The 15,592-nt window shown below is 64.2% G+C and carries 9 protein-coding genes; 3 read left to right on the forward strand and 6 right to left on the reverse strand.

The window, feature by feature from the left end:
• Positions 1 to 85: 85 nt before the first annotated feature.
• Positions 86 to 694: an NAD(P)-dependent oxidoreductase gene (locus tag AB7F49_RS14215; protein ID WP_428523372.1), complete on the reverse strand. Its 609-nt coding sequence runs from the start codon at positions 692 to 694 to the stop codon at positions 86 to 88.
• A 21-nt stretch (positions 695 to 715) separates the two neighbouring features.
• On the reverse strand, positions 716 to 1,771 hold the full coding sequence (locus AB7F49_RS14220; RefSeq protein ID WP_428523374.1) for a threonine aldolase family protein: 1,056 nt from the start codon (positions 1,769 to 1,771) through the stop codon (positions 716 to 718).
• Between the two features lie 494 nt (positions 1,772 to 2,265).
• On the opposite strand from AB7F49_RS14220, the gene gltB reads away from it, so the two are divergent.
• Both gltB and AB7F49_RS14230 read left to right on the forward strand, forming a co-directional pair.
• Positions 2,266 to 6,948 (forward strand): glutamate synthase large subunit, encoded by a 4,683-nt coding sequence (gltB, locus tag AB7F49_RS14225; protein WP_428523439.1) that lies wholly within the window; start codon positions 2,266 to 2,268, stop codon positions 6,946 to 6,948.
• 12 nt (positions 6,949 to 6,960) lie between these two features.
• The gene (locus tag AB7F49_RS14230) at positions 6,961 to 8,379 is read left to right on the forward strand and encodes a glutamate synthase subunit beta (protein WP_428523376.1); all 1,419 of its coding nucleotides are present in this window, start codon (positions 6,961 to 6,963) and stop codon (positions 8,377 to 8,379) included.
• Between the two features lie 342 nt (positions 8,380 to 8,721).
• Here the strand turns inward: AB7F49_RS14230 and AB7F49_RS14235 are convergent, their stop codons facing one another.
• Positions 8,722 to 10,185, reverse strand: coding sequence for an SGNH/GDSL hydrolase family protein (locus AB7F49_RS14235; RefSeq protein WP_428523378.1), 1,464 nt, complete (start codon positions 10,183 to 10,185; stop codon positions 8,722 to 8,724).
• Positions 10,186 to 10,311: 126 nt separating this feature from the next.
• On the reverse strand, positions 10,312 to 11,691 hold the full coding sequence (locus AB7F49_RS14240) for a lytic murein transglycosylase (RefSeq protein ID WP_428523441.1): 1,380 nt from the start codon (positions 11,689 to 11,691) through the stop codon (positions 10,312 to 10,314).
• 172 nt (positions 11,692 to 11,863) lie between these two features.
• Here AB7F49_RS14240 and galU point away from each other — a divergent pair, with 172 nt between their 5' ends.
• The gene (gene galU / locus AB7F49_RS14245) at positions 11,864 to 12,739 is read left to right on the forward strand and encodes a UTP--glucose-1-phosphate uridylyltransferase GalU (RefSeq protein ID WP_428523380.1); all 876 of its coding nucleotides are present in this window, start codon (positions 11,864 to 11,866) and stop codon (positions 12,737 to 12,739) included.
• A gap of 20 nt (positions 12,740 to 12,759) precedes the next feature.
• Here the strand turns inward: galU and AB7F49_RS14250 are convergent, their stop codons facing one another.
• On the reverse strand, positions 12,760 to 14,379 hold the full coding sequence (locus tag AB7F49_RS14250; RefSeq protein ID WP_428523382.1) for an outer membrane beta-barrel protein: 1,620 nt from the start codon (positions 14,377 to 14,379) through the stop codon (positions 12,760 to 12,762).
• A gap of 121 nt (positions 14,380 to 14,500) precedes the next feature.
• A complete protein-coding gene (gene hemH / locus AB7F49_RS14255; RefSeq protein WP_428523384.1) occupies positions 14,501 to 15,559 on the reverse strand; it encodes a ferrochelatase in 1,059 nt (352 codons plus the stop codon).
• Positions 15,560 to 15,592 lie beyond the last annotated feature (33 nt).

Consider the following 15,592-nt stretch of genomic DNA (forward strand, 5'->3'; position numbering starts at 1 on the left):
TTGGGGCGCGGCTACGGCGGAATTTCAGCGGCTTTGAATCAGCCGCCGATCATTTTGCGAGCGACCGCGCGCCGGTGGCCGGCGGTCAATACGCCACGCAAAAGCGCTCGCGCGAATGATTGTGCTGTTCGAGTTCGTCGACCAGCGCTACGGCGTAATCCTCGAACGAGATCGCACTCTTGCCATTCGCGTCGGTCATGAACTGATCCTTTCCGAGCCGGAATTGTCCGGTGCGTTCTCCGAATGCGATGACGGCCGCGGGCGACAGAAACACCCAGTCGAGATCGTCCGCGGCCCTGAGCTTGTCGAGAAAGGCGATGCCCTTCCGGGCCTCCGGCTTCGCCGCTTCGAGAAATTGCGGCGTATCGATCAGCCGCACGCCTGGCGCGACTTCGAGGCTGCCGGCCCCTCCCATCACCGCATATCGTTGCACGCCCGATTTGCGCACCGCCCCGATCAGCACATCGGCATCGACGTCGACGAACCGAACGGCACTCACCACCGCATCGTGCCCCGCCAGCAAACCGGGAAAGCCGATCTCGGTCGGGTCGCCCCGCCTGACGGTAACATGCGCTCCGGTTTCGATCTTTTCAGGATGGCGCGCGATGGCCGTGACCTGATGCCCGCGCCGCGCCAGCTCCGCAACGATGCGCGATCCGCCCCGCCCGGACGCGCCGATGACCGCTACTTTCATGGTAGGCTTTCTCCTTGCCCGTCAGCCCGTGCGCACCAGCGCGACGAAGCGATCGATTTCCGCCTCCACGGTCGCAAACGAGGCAACAAGCCGAACCAGCATCTGATCCGGCCCGATTGTGACATCGTCCCCCGCAAGCGTGTTCGACCGCACGTAATAGGCCGCCCCGGCCGCTTTCAGCTTTGCATCCAGCACCCGCGGCAGCAGGGCGAATACGATATTGGCCTCGACCGGCCAGACGATCGGTACGCCCGCGCCACGCAGGCCGTCGGCCAGTCGGTCCGCCATCGCGTTGGCATGGCGCGCGAGGGTCAGCCAGTAGCCGTCGTTCAGATAGCCTGCGAACTGAGCGGCAAGAAAGCGGTGCTTCGATAGAAGGTGCCCGGCGCGCTTGCGCCGCTCCGGCATGAAGGCCGCCTTCTTGCGGTCGAAGAACACCACCGCCTCGGCGGCCATGGCGCCGCCCTTGGTGGCGCCGAACGAAAGCACGTCGACGCCGGCCCGCCATGTGGCCTCAGCCGGACTGGCATTCATGCGCACCAGCGCATTGGCGAAGCGCGCGCCGTCCATATGGACAGCAAGCCCGTGTGCATGAGCGATCTCGCAGAGCGAGGCAATTTCGTCCACGCGGTAGATCGTGCCAGCCTCCGTCGCCTGTGTAATCGAGAGCGAAGCCGCATTGACCTGATGCGGAACATGACCGGAATAGCGCGCAATCGCCCGTTCGACCGTCGCGCGCGACAGCTTGCAGCCTGCGCCTCCCAGTCCGATCAGCTTCAGCCCGCCGCCGAAAAACTCCGGCGCGCCGCATTCGTCCGACATGATATGCGCCTGTTCGTGGCCCAGCACCCCGCCCCAGGGCGCCGTCACATGCGCAAGCGACAATGCGTTGGCCGCGGTGCCGGTCGGAACCAGAAAGACCGCCGCGTCGCATTCGAACACCTCGCCGAGGTGACGCTCCACGGTGCGGGTCTGCTCGTCGTTGCCGTATCCGAGCGCGAACCCCTCGTTGGCGCGCAGCAGCGCATCCAGGACCCCCGGCGCCATTGCGGCGGTATTGTCGCTTGCGAAATTCACCGGCGATCCCGTCTCTCACGCCGGCTGGAGGGCGCGGCTCCGACCGATAGCAGAGTTGACCGCCGCCGGAAGCCGGCCTGAGCAAAATTGGTTCACGCGCGCCAGAAGAATCCGCTTGTTCGGAGGCCCCGCGACGGAAAGAATAATATTGGAAGAATGCCAGGGACGCCCCCGCCCGCCTCTTGTCGGCCGAGGGAAAATTTGGCAAAGATGTGATAGGACAGCATTACTGTCCCACTTTAGGAAGTCGCGGCGGCAGGTTTTTCGAGCCACCTTGCCGACCGGGGGCGCACGGTGCGGCTCGGCATCGAAGTGCCGACTTCAAAGGGAGCCGCAGGGATGCGCCGGCGGGCGGGTCCGGAAAGGCTGCCGCTCCGAGCACGAGATTGCCGCCGAACGCGGCGCCAGAACGGGCGCAGCGCAGGCGGCAGGTACGCCGAGGGTTCCAGCGAGCCGAGGGTTGAGGTGAGATGAGCCGGACGAACGACCGGGGAATGGAGCAGAAACGGACCGCCTTGCGCGCGTCCGATTTTGCCGATTCCGCCGATCCCGGTTTGCCAGCGGCTGTCGGCCTCTACGACCCGGCGCTCGACAGGGATTCCTGCGGCGTCGGCTTCATCGCCGACATCAAGGGCCGCAAATCCCACCAGATCGTCGCGGACGCCCTGACGATCCTGGTCAATCTCGAACATCGTGGAGCCGTCGGCGCCGATCCGCGCGCCGGCGACGGCGCCGGCATCCTGGTGCAGATTCCGCATCCCTTTTTCGCCAAGAAAGCGAAAGAACTCGGCTTCACCCTGCCCGCGCCCGGCCATTACGCCGTGGGCTTCCTGTTCCTGCCGCGCGACCAGGAATGGCGCGATCAGGTCCGCAGTACCTACGAGGAAGTCGCAGCGCAGGAAGGCCTGAAGATTCTCGGGTGGCGCGAGGTGCGGACCGACAACTCGACGCTCGGCGAATCGGTCAAGCCGACCGAGCCCGTACACATGCAGGTCTTCATCGAGCGGCCGGCCCACATCAAGACCGAACAGGATTTCGATCGGCGCCTCTATATCATGCGCAAGGCCATCTCGAACGCAGTGTACCTGCGGCGGGAGCGCCGGCTGTCCGGCTATTACCCGGTGTCGCTGTCCTGCCGTACCTTGATCTACAAGGGCATGTTTCTCGCGGACCAGCTCGGCACCTATTATCCGGATCTGCACGATCCGGATTTCGAGAGCGCGCTTGCACTCGTCCATCAGCGTTTCTCGACCAACACCTTCCCGGCCTGGTCGCTCGCGCATCCGTACCGTTTCATCGCCCATAACGGTGAAATCAACACGCTGCGCGGCAACGTGAACTGGATGGCGGCACGGCAGGCTTCGGTGGCCTCACCGTTGTTCGGCGACGACATCACGAAGCTCTGGCCGATTTCCTATGAAGGGCAGTCCGACACCGCCTGTTTCGACAATGCGCTCGAATTCCTGGTGATGGGCGGCTATCCGATGTCGCACGCCATGATGATGATGATTCCGGAGGCCTGGGCCGGCAATCCGCTCATGGACGACGAGCGGCGCGCCTTCTACGAATACAACGCCGCGCTGATGGAGCCGTGGGACGGCCCGGCGGCGATGGTGTTTACCGACGGCACCCAGATCGGCGCGACGCTCGATCGCAACGGCCTGCGCCCGGCGCGCTATTGCCTGACGCGAGACGACCGCATCGTCATGGCGTCCGAGATGGGCGTGCTGACGATACCGGAGAAGGACATCGTCAAGAAGTGGCGCCTGCAGCCCGGCAAGATGCTGCTGGTCGACCTGAATGAAGGGCGCCTCATCCCAGATGAGGAACTGAAGGCGCAGATCGCCAAGTCGCACCCCTACAAGGAATGGCTGCACGCGACCCAGATCGTACTGGAAGAACTGCCGGAATCGTCCGGCAAGGCCGCGCTCTCGAACCTTTCGCTGCTCGATCGCCAGCAGGCCTTCGGCTACACCCAGGAAGATATCAAGATCCTGCTCGCGCCGATGGGCGCGACCGGCGAGGAAGCCACCGGTTCGATGGGCAACGACACGCCGATCTCGGCATTGTCGGACAAATCGAAGCTGCTCTACACCTATTTCAAGCAGAATTTCGCGCAGGTCACGAACCCGCCGATCGATCCGATCCGCGAAGAGATCGTGATGAGTCTCGTGTCGATCATCGGGCCGCGGCCGAACCTGTTCGATATCGAAGGCACCTCGACCACCAAGCGGCTTGAAACACGCCAGCCGATCCTGACCGACAAGGATCTGGAGAAGATCCGCTCGATCGGCGACATCGAGGACAACCACTTCAAGTCCTGCACGCTGGATACCACTTTTCCGGCCGATCACGGCGCTGCGGGGCTGCAGCCCGCGCTCGCACAGCTCAAGGCGGACGCCGAAAAGGCGGTGCGCGAGGGGATCAACATCATCATCCTGTCCGACCGCAAGGTCAGCGCCGAGCGCGTGCCGATCCCGGCGCTGCTCGCCTGCGCCGCCGTGCATCATCACCTGATCCGCGAGGGCTTGCGGACGTCGGTCGGGCTGGTCGTCGAATCCGGCGAACCGCGCGAAGTGCACCACTTCGCCTGCCTCGCCGGCTACGGCGCGGAAGCGATCAATCCCTATCTCGCGTTCGAAACCCTGATCGCGATGAAGGACGCGCTGCCGCAGAAGCTCGACGACAAGGAAATCGTCAAGCGCTACATCAAGTCGGTCGGCAAGGGCATCATGAAAGTGATGTCCAAGATGGGCATTTCGACCTATCAGTCCTATTGCGGCGCGCAGATTTTCGACGCGGTCGGGCTGAGCAGCGATTTCGTTGCGACCTATTTCACCGGAACGCATACGCGCATCGAAGGTGTCGGCCTTGCCGAAGTCGCCGAAGAGACGGTGCGGCGGCATCGCGATGCCTTCGGCGACGCGCCGGTCTATCGCGACGCGCTCGATGTCGGCGGCGAATATGCCTATCGGGTCCGCGGCGAGGATCACGTCTGGACCGCGCAGACGGTCGCGAACCTGCAGCATGCGGTGCGCGGCAATTCCTATGAGCAATACCGGGCCTTCGCGCGCACGCTGAACGAGCAGTCCGAGAAGCTACTGACCATCCGCGGCCTGTTCCGGCTGAAGAGCGCGGAGGAGGACGGGCGCAAGGCCGTGCCGCTCGACGAGGTCGAGCCCGCGAAGGATATCGTGAAACGCTTCGCGACCGGCGCCATGTCATTCGGCTCGATCTCCCGTGAGGCGCACACCACGCTCGCGGTCGCGATGAACCGGATCGGCGGCAAGTCGAATACCGGTGAGGGCGGCGAGGAAGCCGACCGCTTCCGGCCGATGCCGAACGGCGACTCGATGCGTTCGGCGATCAAGCAGGTCGCCTCGGGCCGCTTCGGCGTCACCACCGAATATCTCGTCAATTCAGACGTGATGCAGATCAAGATGGCGCAGGGCGCAAAGCCCGGCGAGGGCGGCCAGTTGCCTGGCCACAAGGTCGACAAGACCATCGCCAAGGTGCGCCACTCGACACCGGGCGTGGGGCTGATTTCGCCGCCGCCGCATCACGACATCTATTCGATCGAAGACCTGGCGCAGCTCATCTACGATCTGAAGAACGTCAACCCCGCGGGCGACGTCTCGGTAAAGCTCGTCTCCGAGGTCGGTGTCGGCACCGTCGCTGCGGGCGTCTCAAAGGCGCGCTCCGACCATGTGACGATCGCGGGCTTCGAGGGCGGCACCGGCGCCTCGCCGCTCACCTCGATCAAGCATGCCGGCTCGCCTTGGGAGATCGGGCTTGCCGAGACGCACCAGACGCTCGTCGCCAACCGGCTGCGCGGCCGCATCACCGTGCAGGTCGACGGCGGCATCCGCACCGGCCGCGACGTCGTGGTCGGCGCTCTGCTCGGTGCCGATGAGATGGGCTTCGCCACCGCGCCGCTGATCGCGGCCGGCTGCATCATGATGCGAAAATGTCATCTCAACACCTGCCCGGTCGGCGTCGCGACACAGGACCCCGTCCTGCGCAGGCGCTTCACCGGCCAGCCCGAGCACGTCATCAACTATTTCTTCTTCGTCGCCGAGGAAGTCCGCGAGATCATGGCCGAGATGGGCTACCGCTCCTTCGACCAAATGATCGGGCAATTGCAGATGCTCGACCAGCGCGCGGTGATCGCCCACTGGAAGGCCAAGGGGCTCGACTTCTCGAAGCTGTTCACCAAGCCGGTCGCGCCGGAAGGCGTTGCGATCTTCAATTCCGAACGGCAGGACCACAAGATCCACGACATCCTCGATCGCAAGCTGATTTCGCAGGCGCAGTCCGCGCTCGATCGCGGCGCGCCGGTGAAGATCGCGGCCGAAATCCGCAACATCGACCGCTCGGCGGGGGCGATGCTGTCGGGCGAAGTGGCGAAGCGCTATGGCCACGAGGGTCTGCCCGACGACACCATTCATGTTTCGCTGACCGGCACGTCCGGCCAGAGCTTCGGCGCCTGGCTCGCCAGGGGCGTCACCTTCGACCTGCAGGGCGAGGGCAACGACTATGTCGGCAAGGGCCTGTCCGGCGGGAAGATCATCGTGCGGCCGGCCGCGGATTCCGGCATCGTCCCCGAGGAATCCATCATCGTCGGCAACACCGTGCTGTATGGCGCGATCCTCGGCGAATGCTATTTCCGCGGCGTCGCCGGCGAACGCTTTGCCGTGCGCAATTCCGGCGCGGTCGCGGTGGTCGAGGGCGCGGGCGACCATTGCTGCGAATATATGACCGGCGGCATCGTGATCGTGCTCGGGCCGACCGGCCGTAACTTTGCAGCCGGCATGTCCGGCGGGATTGCCTATGTACTTGACGAGACCGGCGACTTCGAGAAGCTGTGCAACATGTCGATGGTGGAGCTGGAGCCGGTCCCGGCGGAGGAAGAGGTCAATGCGCGCTTCTATCATTCGAAGCATGACCTCGAGACCGCGGGCCGCGTCGAAATCCTCACCGACATGACACGCTACGACTCCGAAAGGCTGCGCTATTATATCGGCCAGCATGCGCGGCTCACCGGATCGACGCGTGCACAGGCCATACTCGCGGACTGGGAGACCTATTGCGGCAAGTTCCGCAAGGTGATGCCGCTCGAGTATCGCCGCGCGCTCAAGGAAATGCAGGCTGCACAGGCGCTCGAGGCTGCCGAGTGAGACCTTTCGTCAATGGGTAAGATTACGGGCTTCCTCGAAATCGAGCGCGAGGATCGCGATTACGCTCCGGTCGAGGAGCGGATCCGGAACTATCGCGAATTCGTCCTTCCGCTTCCGGAGCCGGAGACGCGCGCGCAGGCCGCGCGCTGCATGGATTGCGGGATTCCCTATTGTCACAACGGCTGTCCGGTCAACAATCAGATCCCGGACTGGAACGACCTCGTCTATCGCGGCAACTGGGAGGAAGCCGCGCGCAATCTGCTGTCGACCAACAATTTCCCGGAGGTCACCGGCCGCGTCTGCCCCGCGCCGTGCGAGGCGTCCTGCACGCTCAACATCGACGACACGCCTGTCACCATCAAGACCATCGAATGCGCGATCGCCGACAGGGCGATCGAGAGCGGCTGGATCAAGCCGGAACCTCCCGCCCGCAAGACCGGCAGGAAGGTCGCGGTCATCGGCTCCGGCCCGGCCGGCATGGCCTGCGCGCAGCAGCTCGCGCGCGCCGGACATGACGTGCATGTCTATGAGAAATGGGCCAAGGCTGGCGGCCTTTTGCGCTACGGCATTCCCGACTTCAAGATGGAGAAGGGCATCGTCGACCTGCGCATCGATCAGATGGAGGCCGAGGGCGTTACCTTCCATTACGGCGCGCATGTCGGCGTGAATGTTCCGGCCGACACGCTGCTCGCGGATTACGACGCGGTGGCGCTGACCGGAGGCGCCGAGCATCCGCGCGACCTTCCGATTCCAGGGCGCGAGCTTGACGGCATTCATTTCGCGATGGATTTCCTCCCGCAGCAGAATCGCCGCGTCTCCGGCGAGCCGCTCGGCGGCGTGAAAGAGATACTGGCCGGCGGCAAGCATGTCGTGGTGATCGGCGGCGGCGACACCGGATCGGACTGCATCGGTACCTCGATCCGGCAGGGCGCGCTGTCGGTGACGAATTTCGAGATCATGCCGATGCCGCCTACCCGCGAAAACAAGGCGCTGACCTGGCCGGACTGGCCCTACAAACTGCGCACCTCGTCGAGCCACGAGGAAGGCGCCGAGCGCGAATTCTCGGTGCTGACGCAGGCCTTCGAAGGCGAGAACGGCAAGGTGACAGCGATCCGTTGCGTGCGCGCCGACGACAAGATCAAGCCGGTCCCGGGCACCGAATTCACCATCAAGGCCGATCTGGTGCTGCTCGCCATGGGCTTCGTGCACCCGGTGAAGGACGGCATGCTGGCTTCGCTCGGTGTCGCGCTCGACCCGCGCGGCAACGCCAGGGCCAACACCGAGGATTACAAGACCTCGATCGACAAAGTGTTCGCCGCGGGCGACATGCGCCGCGGCCAGTCGCTGGTGGTCTGGGCGATCCGCGAAGGCCGCCAATGCGCGCACGCGATCGACAAGTTCCTGATGGGGACGACCACCCTGCCGCGATAGAATCAGTCAGTAGGGGTCGTAGTCGACAGCCGACAATTCGCGGCACCACAAAATCAGGTACGAGACGATCAGGCCGCCTGCCATTCCAATAACGAAGCTCATTGTGCAGCCTCTGAATGGATTTGTGTTCTTATGAATTGATGCAACTTTGCGATGATGGTCTCATCGTTGACCACCCATGGTTAAAGGCGGGTTAATCCTGCGAGCCGCAGCAATCAAATCGCCGCCCCACTCGGGTCGCGCTACCCGGCCGGTCCACGGGGCAATTCGCTCAATACAAATTCGCTGCAGCCGCCATCGTCCGCGGGTCGTTGCCCGTTCAGCCGCCTGCAGGAGCGGGGTCTAGCGACCGCCGAACAATCCGAAAAAGAAACGCGGGCCGGAATATTCAGGCACCTGGCGTCGCCAGAAGGTCGGTGCCTGTTGCTGTGCCCGTTGCTGGGCCACCCGGGCGGTCGGAGCGCCCGGCTTCGGACCAGGAGCCGCCGCCTGCTGAACGGGCGCGGCCGGAGCCGGCACCCTCGCGATCGCAAGCGGAGGTCCGGTCGGCGGCAGCGGCTCGGCGGCCACCAGGTTCGGCATCCGCGGTGGCCAGGATGGATCATCGGCGCGCCCCGCTTCGTTGCGCTGAGGCTCTCCCTTGACCAGCATGCGGTTCGCGACCGCATCGAGCGGCGGTGGATTCTTGGCCGGAGCCGGCGCGCCGCCGGCCAGCTCCGTCGGTTCCTGCAGCGGCGTACCGAGCAGGATGACAGGCCCCGCAAGAGGCCGTGCCGTCGGCCCGGAAGGTTTGGCTGCCTGCGCCGGCTGCGGTTCGGCCGGGATGAGGGCTGCGGGAATGGGTTCGCGCAGGACGCGCTTCAGGTCGCGCTCCACGTAATGCGCAAGCTTGCGCGCGCCGAAGCGCGTGAAGTGGATGCCGTCATAGGTGCGCAACGGACGAATCTGACCGGTCTCGTCCGGGCCGCGCTGCATGAAATTGCCGCGCTCGTCGACAAATCCGTCCCAGACATTGACGAAGATGAACCCCGCCTTCTCGACCCGCGCTCGCACGATCTCGTTCACATACTGGAGGTCGGCGGTCGATTTCGTGCCGCGCACGGCGGGCACGCCAACCCAGAGAACCGGCGCGTTCGCGGTGCGCAAGGCGGCGATGGTCTCGTCGACCTTGGCGCCGTAGAGTTCTTCCCATCGCTCGGACCTGAAATCTACAGGACCCGCCGGGCGCGCGCGCTGTGGCTCGGGCGACGCGCTTTCGTCATCATCGTCATCGGCGCGCTTTTTCGTTTCCGTCGAGGGCTGTGCACCCGATTGCGCCTCTTTCTCCGCCTGACCCGGCTTCTGGCCGTTTGACGGTTGCGGCTTCGGCGGCGCCGTTTCGCGGATGTCCTGACGGTCATGCAAGCCGACCAGCATGATGACGGCCTGGGGCTTCTCGGCTGCGATCAGTTCGCGGGCCACCTTTGGCCAATCCGCATCGCTCTTCTGCTGATAGCGGATCAGACCGGAATAGGCGCGATGCTTTCGCACGATGCCGATTTCAGGGTTCTCGGCGAGTTGCTCCTCGAGGCCATAGGCCAGCCAGTCGGCCATCGAATCGCCGAGGACGAGAATGCGGATGGTCGGCGGGACTTCCGCCTTCTTCGCGGCCGGCGCGTTGACCTGATCCTGCTCGACCACACGCGGACGCGGCTTCTGCCGTGGCGGTCCGAAAAAGCGGTCATCGAACGGAAAAAACTGCGCCTGCGCGGGCCAGAGGGCGGCGCCGACGACAAGCGCCAAAGCGCCGGCCAGGAGCGCCCTCATCGTGACGCGTTTCCGTGCACTTGTTTCCGCCATCCGGACCCGTTCCATGATACCGGCGGCGCGTCCGCCGGATCGAACTTCCATAGCAAAAGAACATGGCGAGGCGAAGGTCGCCGCGCAACTCCGTTAATTGCCTCGCAGCCGCGCGAGAACGGTCACGCTCGGGAATCCGTCCGGCACCAGACCGGCGCGTGCCTGGAAATCCCGGATTGCGGCACGGGTCTTGGAGCCGAACCGGCCATCGGCCTCGCCAACGTCAAAGCCCCGCCGCGCCAGCAATTGCTGCATTTCGGTGCGTTCGTCGCGGGTAAGAACGCGCTCATGGCGCGGCCAGGCCTGCACCAGCGGCTCCCCTCCGCGCAGCCGGTCGGAGAGGTGGCCGATCGCCAGCGCATAGGCCTCGGCTGGATTGTAGCGCATGATCACGCGAAAATTATTCAGCATCAGGAAGCCGGGTCCCTGGCTGCCGGCCGGCACCAGCAGGAAGGCCCGGTCCGAGCCGCGGGGAAACGGCTTGTCGCCAGCGCGGCGGATGCCGAGCTGCTCCCATTCGCGGATGGTCATGAGCCGGTTGCGGTCCGCCAGCATGAAATTGAAATTGTTCGGGACCACGACTTCGTAGCCCCAGGTCTGGCCGCTGACCCAGCCATGCTTGCGGAAATAATTCGCAGTGGAGAACAGAAGATCCGGCACCGAGGCCGTCATGTCGCGGCGACCGTCGCCATCGGCATCGAGCGCATAGTTCATGTAGACCGTCGGCATGAACTGCGTGGGCCCGAAGGCACCGGCCCATGACCCTTTCATGCGGTCCGGCTGTACGTCGCCGCGATACAGGATTTCCAGTGCCGCGAGAAACTCGTTGCGGAAGTAATTCTGCCGCCGCCCGACACAGGCAAGCGTCGCGGTCGATCGCAGGACCGCGCGCTCTCCCATCATGGTCGAATATTTCGATTCGATGCCCCAGATCGCCGCGATCACATAGCGGTCGACATTGTAGCGGGCCTCCATCGCGTCGAAGGTCGCGCGATGCTGCTGCAGCAATTCGCGGCCCCGCTGAATCCGCTCCTCGCCCACCAGGCGGTCGAGATAGTCCCAGAATGCAAGGGTGAATTCCGGCTGCGCGTCAACCAGGTCCATGATCTTTAGATCGGGCGTCAGATCGCGAGTCAGCGTATCGAAGGCCTGTTTGGGAATGCCGCGCTTGGATGCTGCGGGATACAGCCCCTGCAGGCAATTCTGGAACTCCCCGGCCGCCGCGCGGATGGCATCCGCGCTCATCAGCGGATGACCGGAGGCTCCCGATTCGCCGCTCCATTCCGGGCCGGTCGCCTGCGCAAAGGAGCGCCGTGCGCCGGAAGTCTGGACGGCGCGGGCCGCTTGCGGAACCGACGCCGTGGTAGTGACGCCGATTTTCCGCTCCTCGCCGGCACCGGCGCAGCCGATCAGCGCCAGGCCCAGCGCCGCGACCGGCCAAAGACTCCACAGGGTTCCACGCCGACAGGCCATCGCAGCCTCACGCAACCACAACACGAATACTTTCCCTATGGGGAACGCATACGGTTGCCAGACCCTTAACAGCATCAATAATTCCGTGGACGTTTTGGGACGGCCGCCGGTTTTTTCGGGTGTCACATGGTAACAAATGCCTCCTTTTCCACAGGTCCTTCCGGTTTCCCCCATGAAGCCCATTCGTAAGGCGATTTTCCCGGTGGCGGGGCTCGGCACCCGGTTTCTTCCGGCGACCAAGGCGATGCCGAAGGAAATGCTCACGGTGGTCGACCGGCCGCTGATCCAGCATGTGGTCGACGAGGCGCGCGAGGCCGGCATCGAGCATTTGATCTTCGTCACCGGCCGCAACAAGTCGGTGATCGAGGATCACTTCGATCGGCAATTCGAGCTCGAAGTCACGCTGAAAGAGCGCAACAAGAAAGGCGAACTCAGGCTGCTCGCACAGGATACCCCCGACGCCGGCACGACCAGCTTCACGCGCCAGCAATCGCCTCTCGGTCTCGGTCATGCAGTCTGGTGCGCGCGCGAGATCGTTGGCAACGAGCCGTTCGCCGTCGTGCTGCCGGATGTGCTGGTGCAGAACGAGCCAGGCTGTCTCGCCCAGATGGTCGCGGCCTACAGCAAGCAGAAGGGCAAGGCCAATATCATCGCGGTCGAGGAAGTGCCGATGGACCGCGTGCACATGTATGGCATCGTCGGCGTCGGCAAGGAGAGCGGAGCCGCCATGCCGATCACGAAGATGGTGGAGAAGCCCAGGCGCGAAGACGCGCCATCCAATCTCTCGATCACCGGGCGGTATATCCTGCAGCCGGAAATCTTTTCGATCCTGGAAAACCAGCAGACCGGCGCCGGCGGCGAAATCCAGCTCACCGACGCGATGATCGCGCTGTCGAAGACGCAGCCTTTCTATGCGGTGAAGTTCGAAGGCCGCTCCTATGATTGCGGCTCAAAGCTCGGCTTCCTCACCGCCAACGTTGCCTATGCGCTGAAGCGAAAGGACATCGCAGGCGAACTGACGGATGAATTGAAGCGGCTGCTCGGATAGGACAAAAGGACGTCCCAGGATTACCGCTGCAGTCGCAGTCCGACTGTGAAGATATTCGACGTGTAGTCCTGGCCCTCGAAGGTGGACTTCAGCCATTCGCGCCGCGCTTCCGCCTTGAAGTGGATTTCGCGCGACATCTTGAAGAGCAGCGCGCCGGCCACGATGTAGCGGTTGTCCAGGCGGTCCGAACCCTCGTAATCGTCGTTGCCATAGCCGAGCGTAACCGTGCCGATCAGCCAGCGGCGGAAGGCGTGGTCTATCTGCAGGCCGTAGTCGTGACGCAGCGAACCGGCGACGCCCGGCAGGATGGATTCATCCACGGTGGTCTTCATTTCGAGTTTCAGCGTGGTCAGCGGCGACGGATAATAGGTCAGCGAAGCATCGAACAGCGGCCCCTGGATATTCGGGAAGATCGGGTCCTTGTATTCGCGCTCGAACAGACCGATCGAGGCTTCGCCAATCAGATAGCCGGTCAGTTCGAACTGCGTGCCGGCCTTGATCATGCGGCCGTTGGAATCGCGTGCGATGCCGGCGGCATCGTTCTGTCGATCATGCCGGCGCTGGTCACTGCCGTATTCGACGAACGGCTTGATGCCGGGCAGCGTTTCATAGGCGGCGCGAGTCCGCAGCGTATACTGATTATAGTTGCGATCACGCAGGTCGAGCAGGTCGCCGTTGTTGAGGACCGCATCGCCATAGGCCGTCCGTTCGATGCTGCCCTTGAGTGACAATTCGAGGCGGTTGAGACGGTGCGTGATGGCGGCCGAACCGCCGGGGACGATATACATCGGCGGTGTCGACACGTCGGTCGGCAGGTTGGGATCGCCGGGATTGTCCGCGCGCAGCGCGAATTTGCCTTCGAGCTCGGCCTGGGTCTGCTTGGTGAGATCGAGCCGCGCCCTGGTCTTCAGGTCGATATCGGGCTTGCTCAGATTGGTGAGGTCGTTGTCGTTGTACCAGATGTAGCTGCCCCGCAGGTCGGCGGACAATTCGTGCCGCGACCAGTCCGACTTGACGCTGAGTTCGGACCCGATCTTCTCGAAACTAGAACCCTTGCCGTTCAGGCGCTGTCCGGGATTGCTGTTATAGCCGCCCGAGAATTCCAGAGCGGGCTTGTAAAGGAACGACCCGCGGTAGAAGCCGACCGGGCCGAACGGATCCTCTTCGGCCACCCGCTTGCGGATCGGGCGCGCCGCGACCACGCCGGTTGCATCAAGGGGGATCGGAGCCGAGTTGGTGGCGCGCCGCCGCTGCGCGGCGCGGCTTTCCTGCCGCTGAAACACCGGCGCGACCGTGCGGTCGGGTCCCGTCGCCGCAATCGGGGGAAGATTCTCCGCATCGGCGCGGGCGCGCTTCTGCGCCGCGTCCTTTCTCTTGCGGTTCACCCGCGCATTGGTTGCGTCGAAGCCGGTCTCACCGGCCCCGGAGGTCGGCATGGTCACCGGCACCGCCCGCGCCGGCTGACCCGGCCTGCGGAATTGCTGGGTACGGCCGGAATCGAAATGCGGATCGAACAGGGTCGGCGTCGAAGGATCGCGCGGCTCGCTCGGCCGCTGCGGCTGTTGCTGCGCGAAGCCCTGGCCGGCCGCGACGAGCGCTGCGATCAAGAGCACCGTGATCGGGACGAGGCTGCGCGCCACGCGTCGACTCCTGCCGCGCCCGCATTTCGCCGGCCTTTCGAGCCCGCGCAAATGAGAGCGGCCGGCTTCGCAGCCGGCGGAAATGGTTAACGGAGTTAAAACGCATATGGTTAACGGGGGGTTAGGACACCCAGCCCTGCAGCTCGCGCAGCACCACGGCGCGGATCACGGACATGCCCGGTTCGCTGTCGTTCAGGCAGGGGATCGCCGCGAAATTCGTCCCCCCATGCGCCTTGAAGATGTCGCCGTTCTCTACCGCGATCTCTTCCAGCGTTTCGAGGCAGTCGGCGGAAAAGCCCGGCGTGATGATCGCGAGATTCTTCACCCCGCTCTGTGCCAATGCTTCGACGGTCTTGTCGGTATAGGGCTTGATCCATTCCGCCGTGCCGAAGCGCGACTGGAACGTCATTCGCAACTGCTCTTCCGAATATCCGAGCGCATCGCGCAGCAGCCGCGTGGTCTTGGCGCAGTGACAATAATAGGGATCGCCCTTGTCGAAATAATCCTGCGGGATGCCGTGGAAGGAGGCGAGGATCACGTCGGGCTTGAAGGCAAGCTTCGCCAGTTCCTCGCGCAGCGAAGATGCCAGCGCCTCGATATAGGCCGGCTCGTCATGATAGGGCGGCGCGACCCGCAGCGTCGGCTGCCAGCGCATCGTCATCAGATGCTTGAATGCTGCGTCGCAGGCGGTCGCGGTGGTCGCGGCCGCATATTGCGGATAGAGCGGCAGATACAGAATGCGGTCGCAGCCCTTCGCCATCAGCGCATCGATCGCGGAGCCGACCGACGGATTGCCGTAGCGCATGCCCCACTCGACCTGGATGCGCGCGTCGACCGGTGCGAGCGAGGCGGCGAGTTTCTGGGCCTGCGAGCGGGTGATGGTCTTCAGCGGTGACTCGTTTTTCTCCCGATTCCAGATGGAGTCGTAATCGTGGCCCTTGGTGGCCGGCCGCCGCGTCAGGATGATCAGGTTGAAAACCAGCTTCCAGGTCAGCGAGTTTTCCTCGATGACCCGCTTGTCGGACAGGAATTCCTTCAGATAGCGCCGCATCGACCAATAATCGGTCGCGTCGGGGGTGCCGAGATTGGCGATCAGCACACCGATTTTCCCGGATTTGACCGGCGGATGGCCGGCAGGACGGTACCCCCTCGCGACTGCGTCTGGCGATGCGTCGTTCATGGCGCCATGCTAAGCCACACCTGCCTGCCGGAA

The organism is Pseudorhodoplanes sp. (assembly GCF_050250235.1).
GTDB lineage: Bacteria > Pseudomonadota > Alphaproteobacteria > Rhizobiales > Xanthobacteraceae > Pseudorhodoplanes.

Coding starts and splice junctions, on each gene's coding strand:
- AB7F49_RS14215 (WP_428523372.1), bottom strand. CDS start 694: ATGAAAGTAGCGGTCATCGGCGCGTCCGGGCGGGGCGGATCGCGCATC.
- gltB (WP_428523439.1), top strand. CDS start 2,266: ATGGAGCAGAAACGGACCGCCTTGCGCGCGTCCGATTTTGCCGATTCC.
- AB7F49_RS14230 (WP_428523376.1), top strand. CDS start 6,961: ATGGGTAAGATTACGGGCTTCCTCGAAATCGAGCGCGAGGATCGCGAT.
- AB7F49_RS14235 (WP_428523378.1), bottom strand. CDS start 10,185: ATGAGGGCGCTCCTGGCCGGCGCTTTGGCGCTTGTCGTCGGCGCCGCC.
- AB7F49_RS14240 (WP_428523441.1), bottom strand. CDS start 11,691: ATGGCCTGTCGGCGTGGAACCCTGTGGAGTCTTTGGCCGGTCGCGGCG.
- galU (WP_428523380.1), top strand. CDS start 11,864: ATGAAGCCCATTCGTAAGGCGATTTTCCCGGTGGCGGGGCTCGGCACC.
- hemH (WP_428523384.1), bottom strand. CDS start 15,559: ATGAACGACGCATCGCCAGACGCAGTCGCGAGGGGGTACCGTCCTGCC.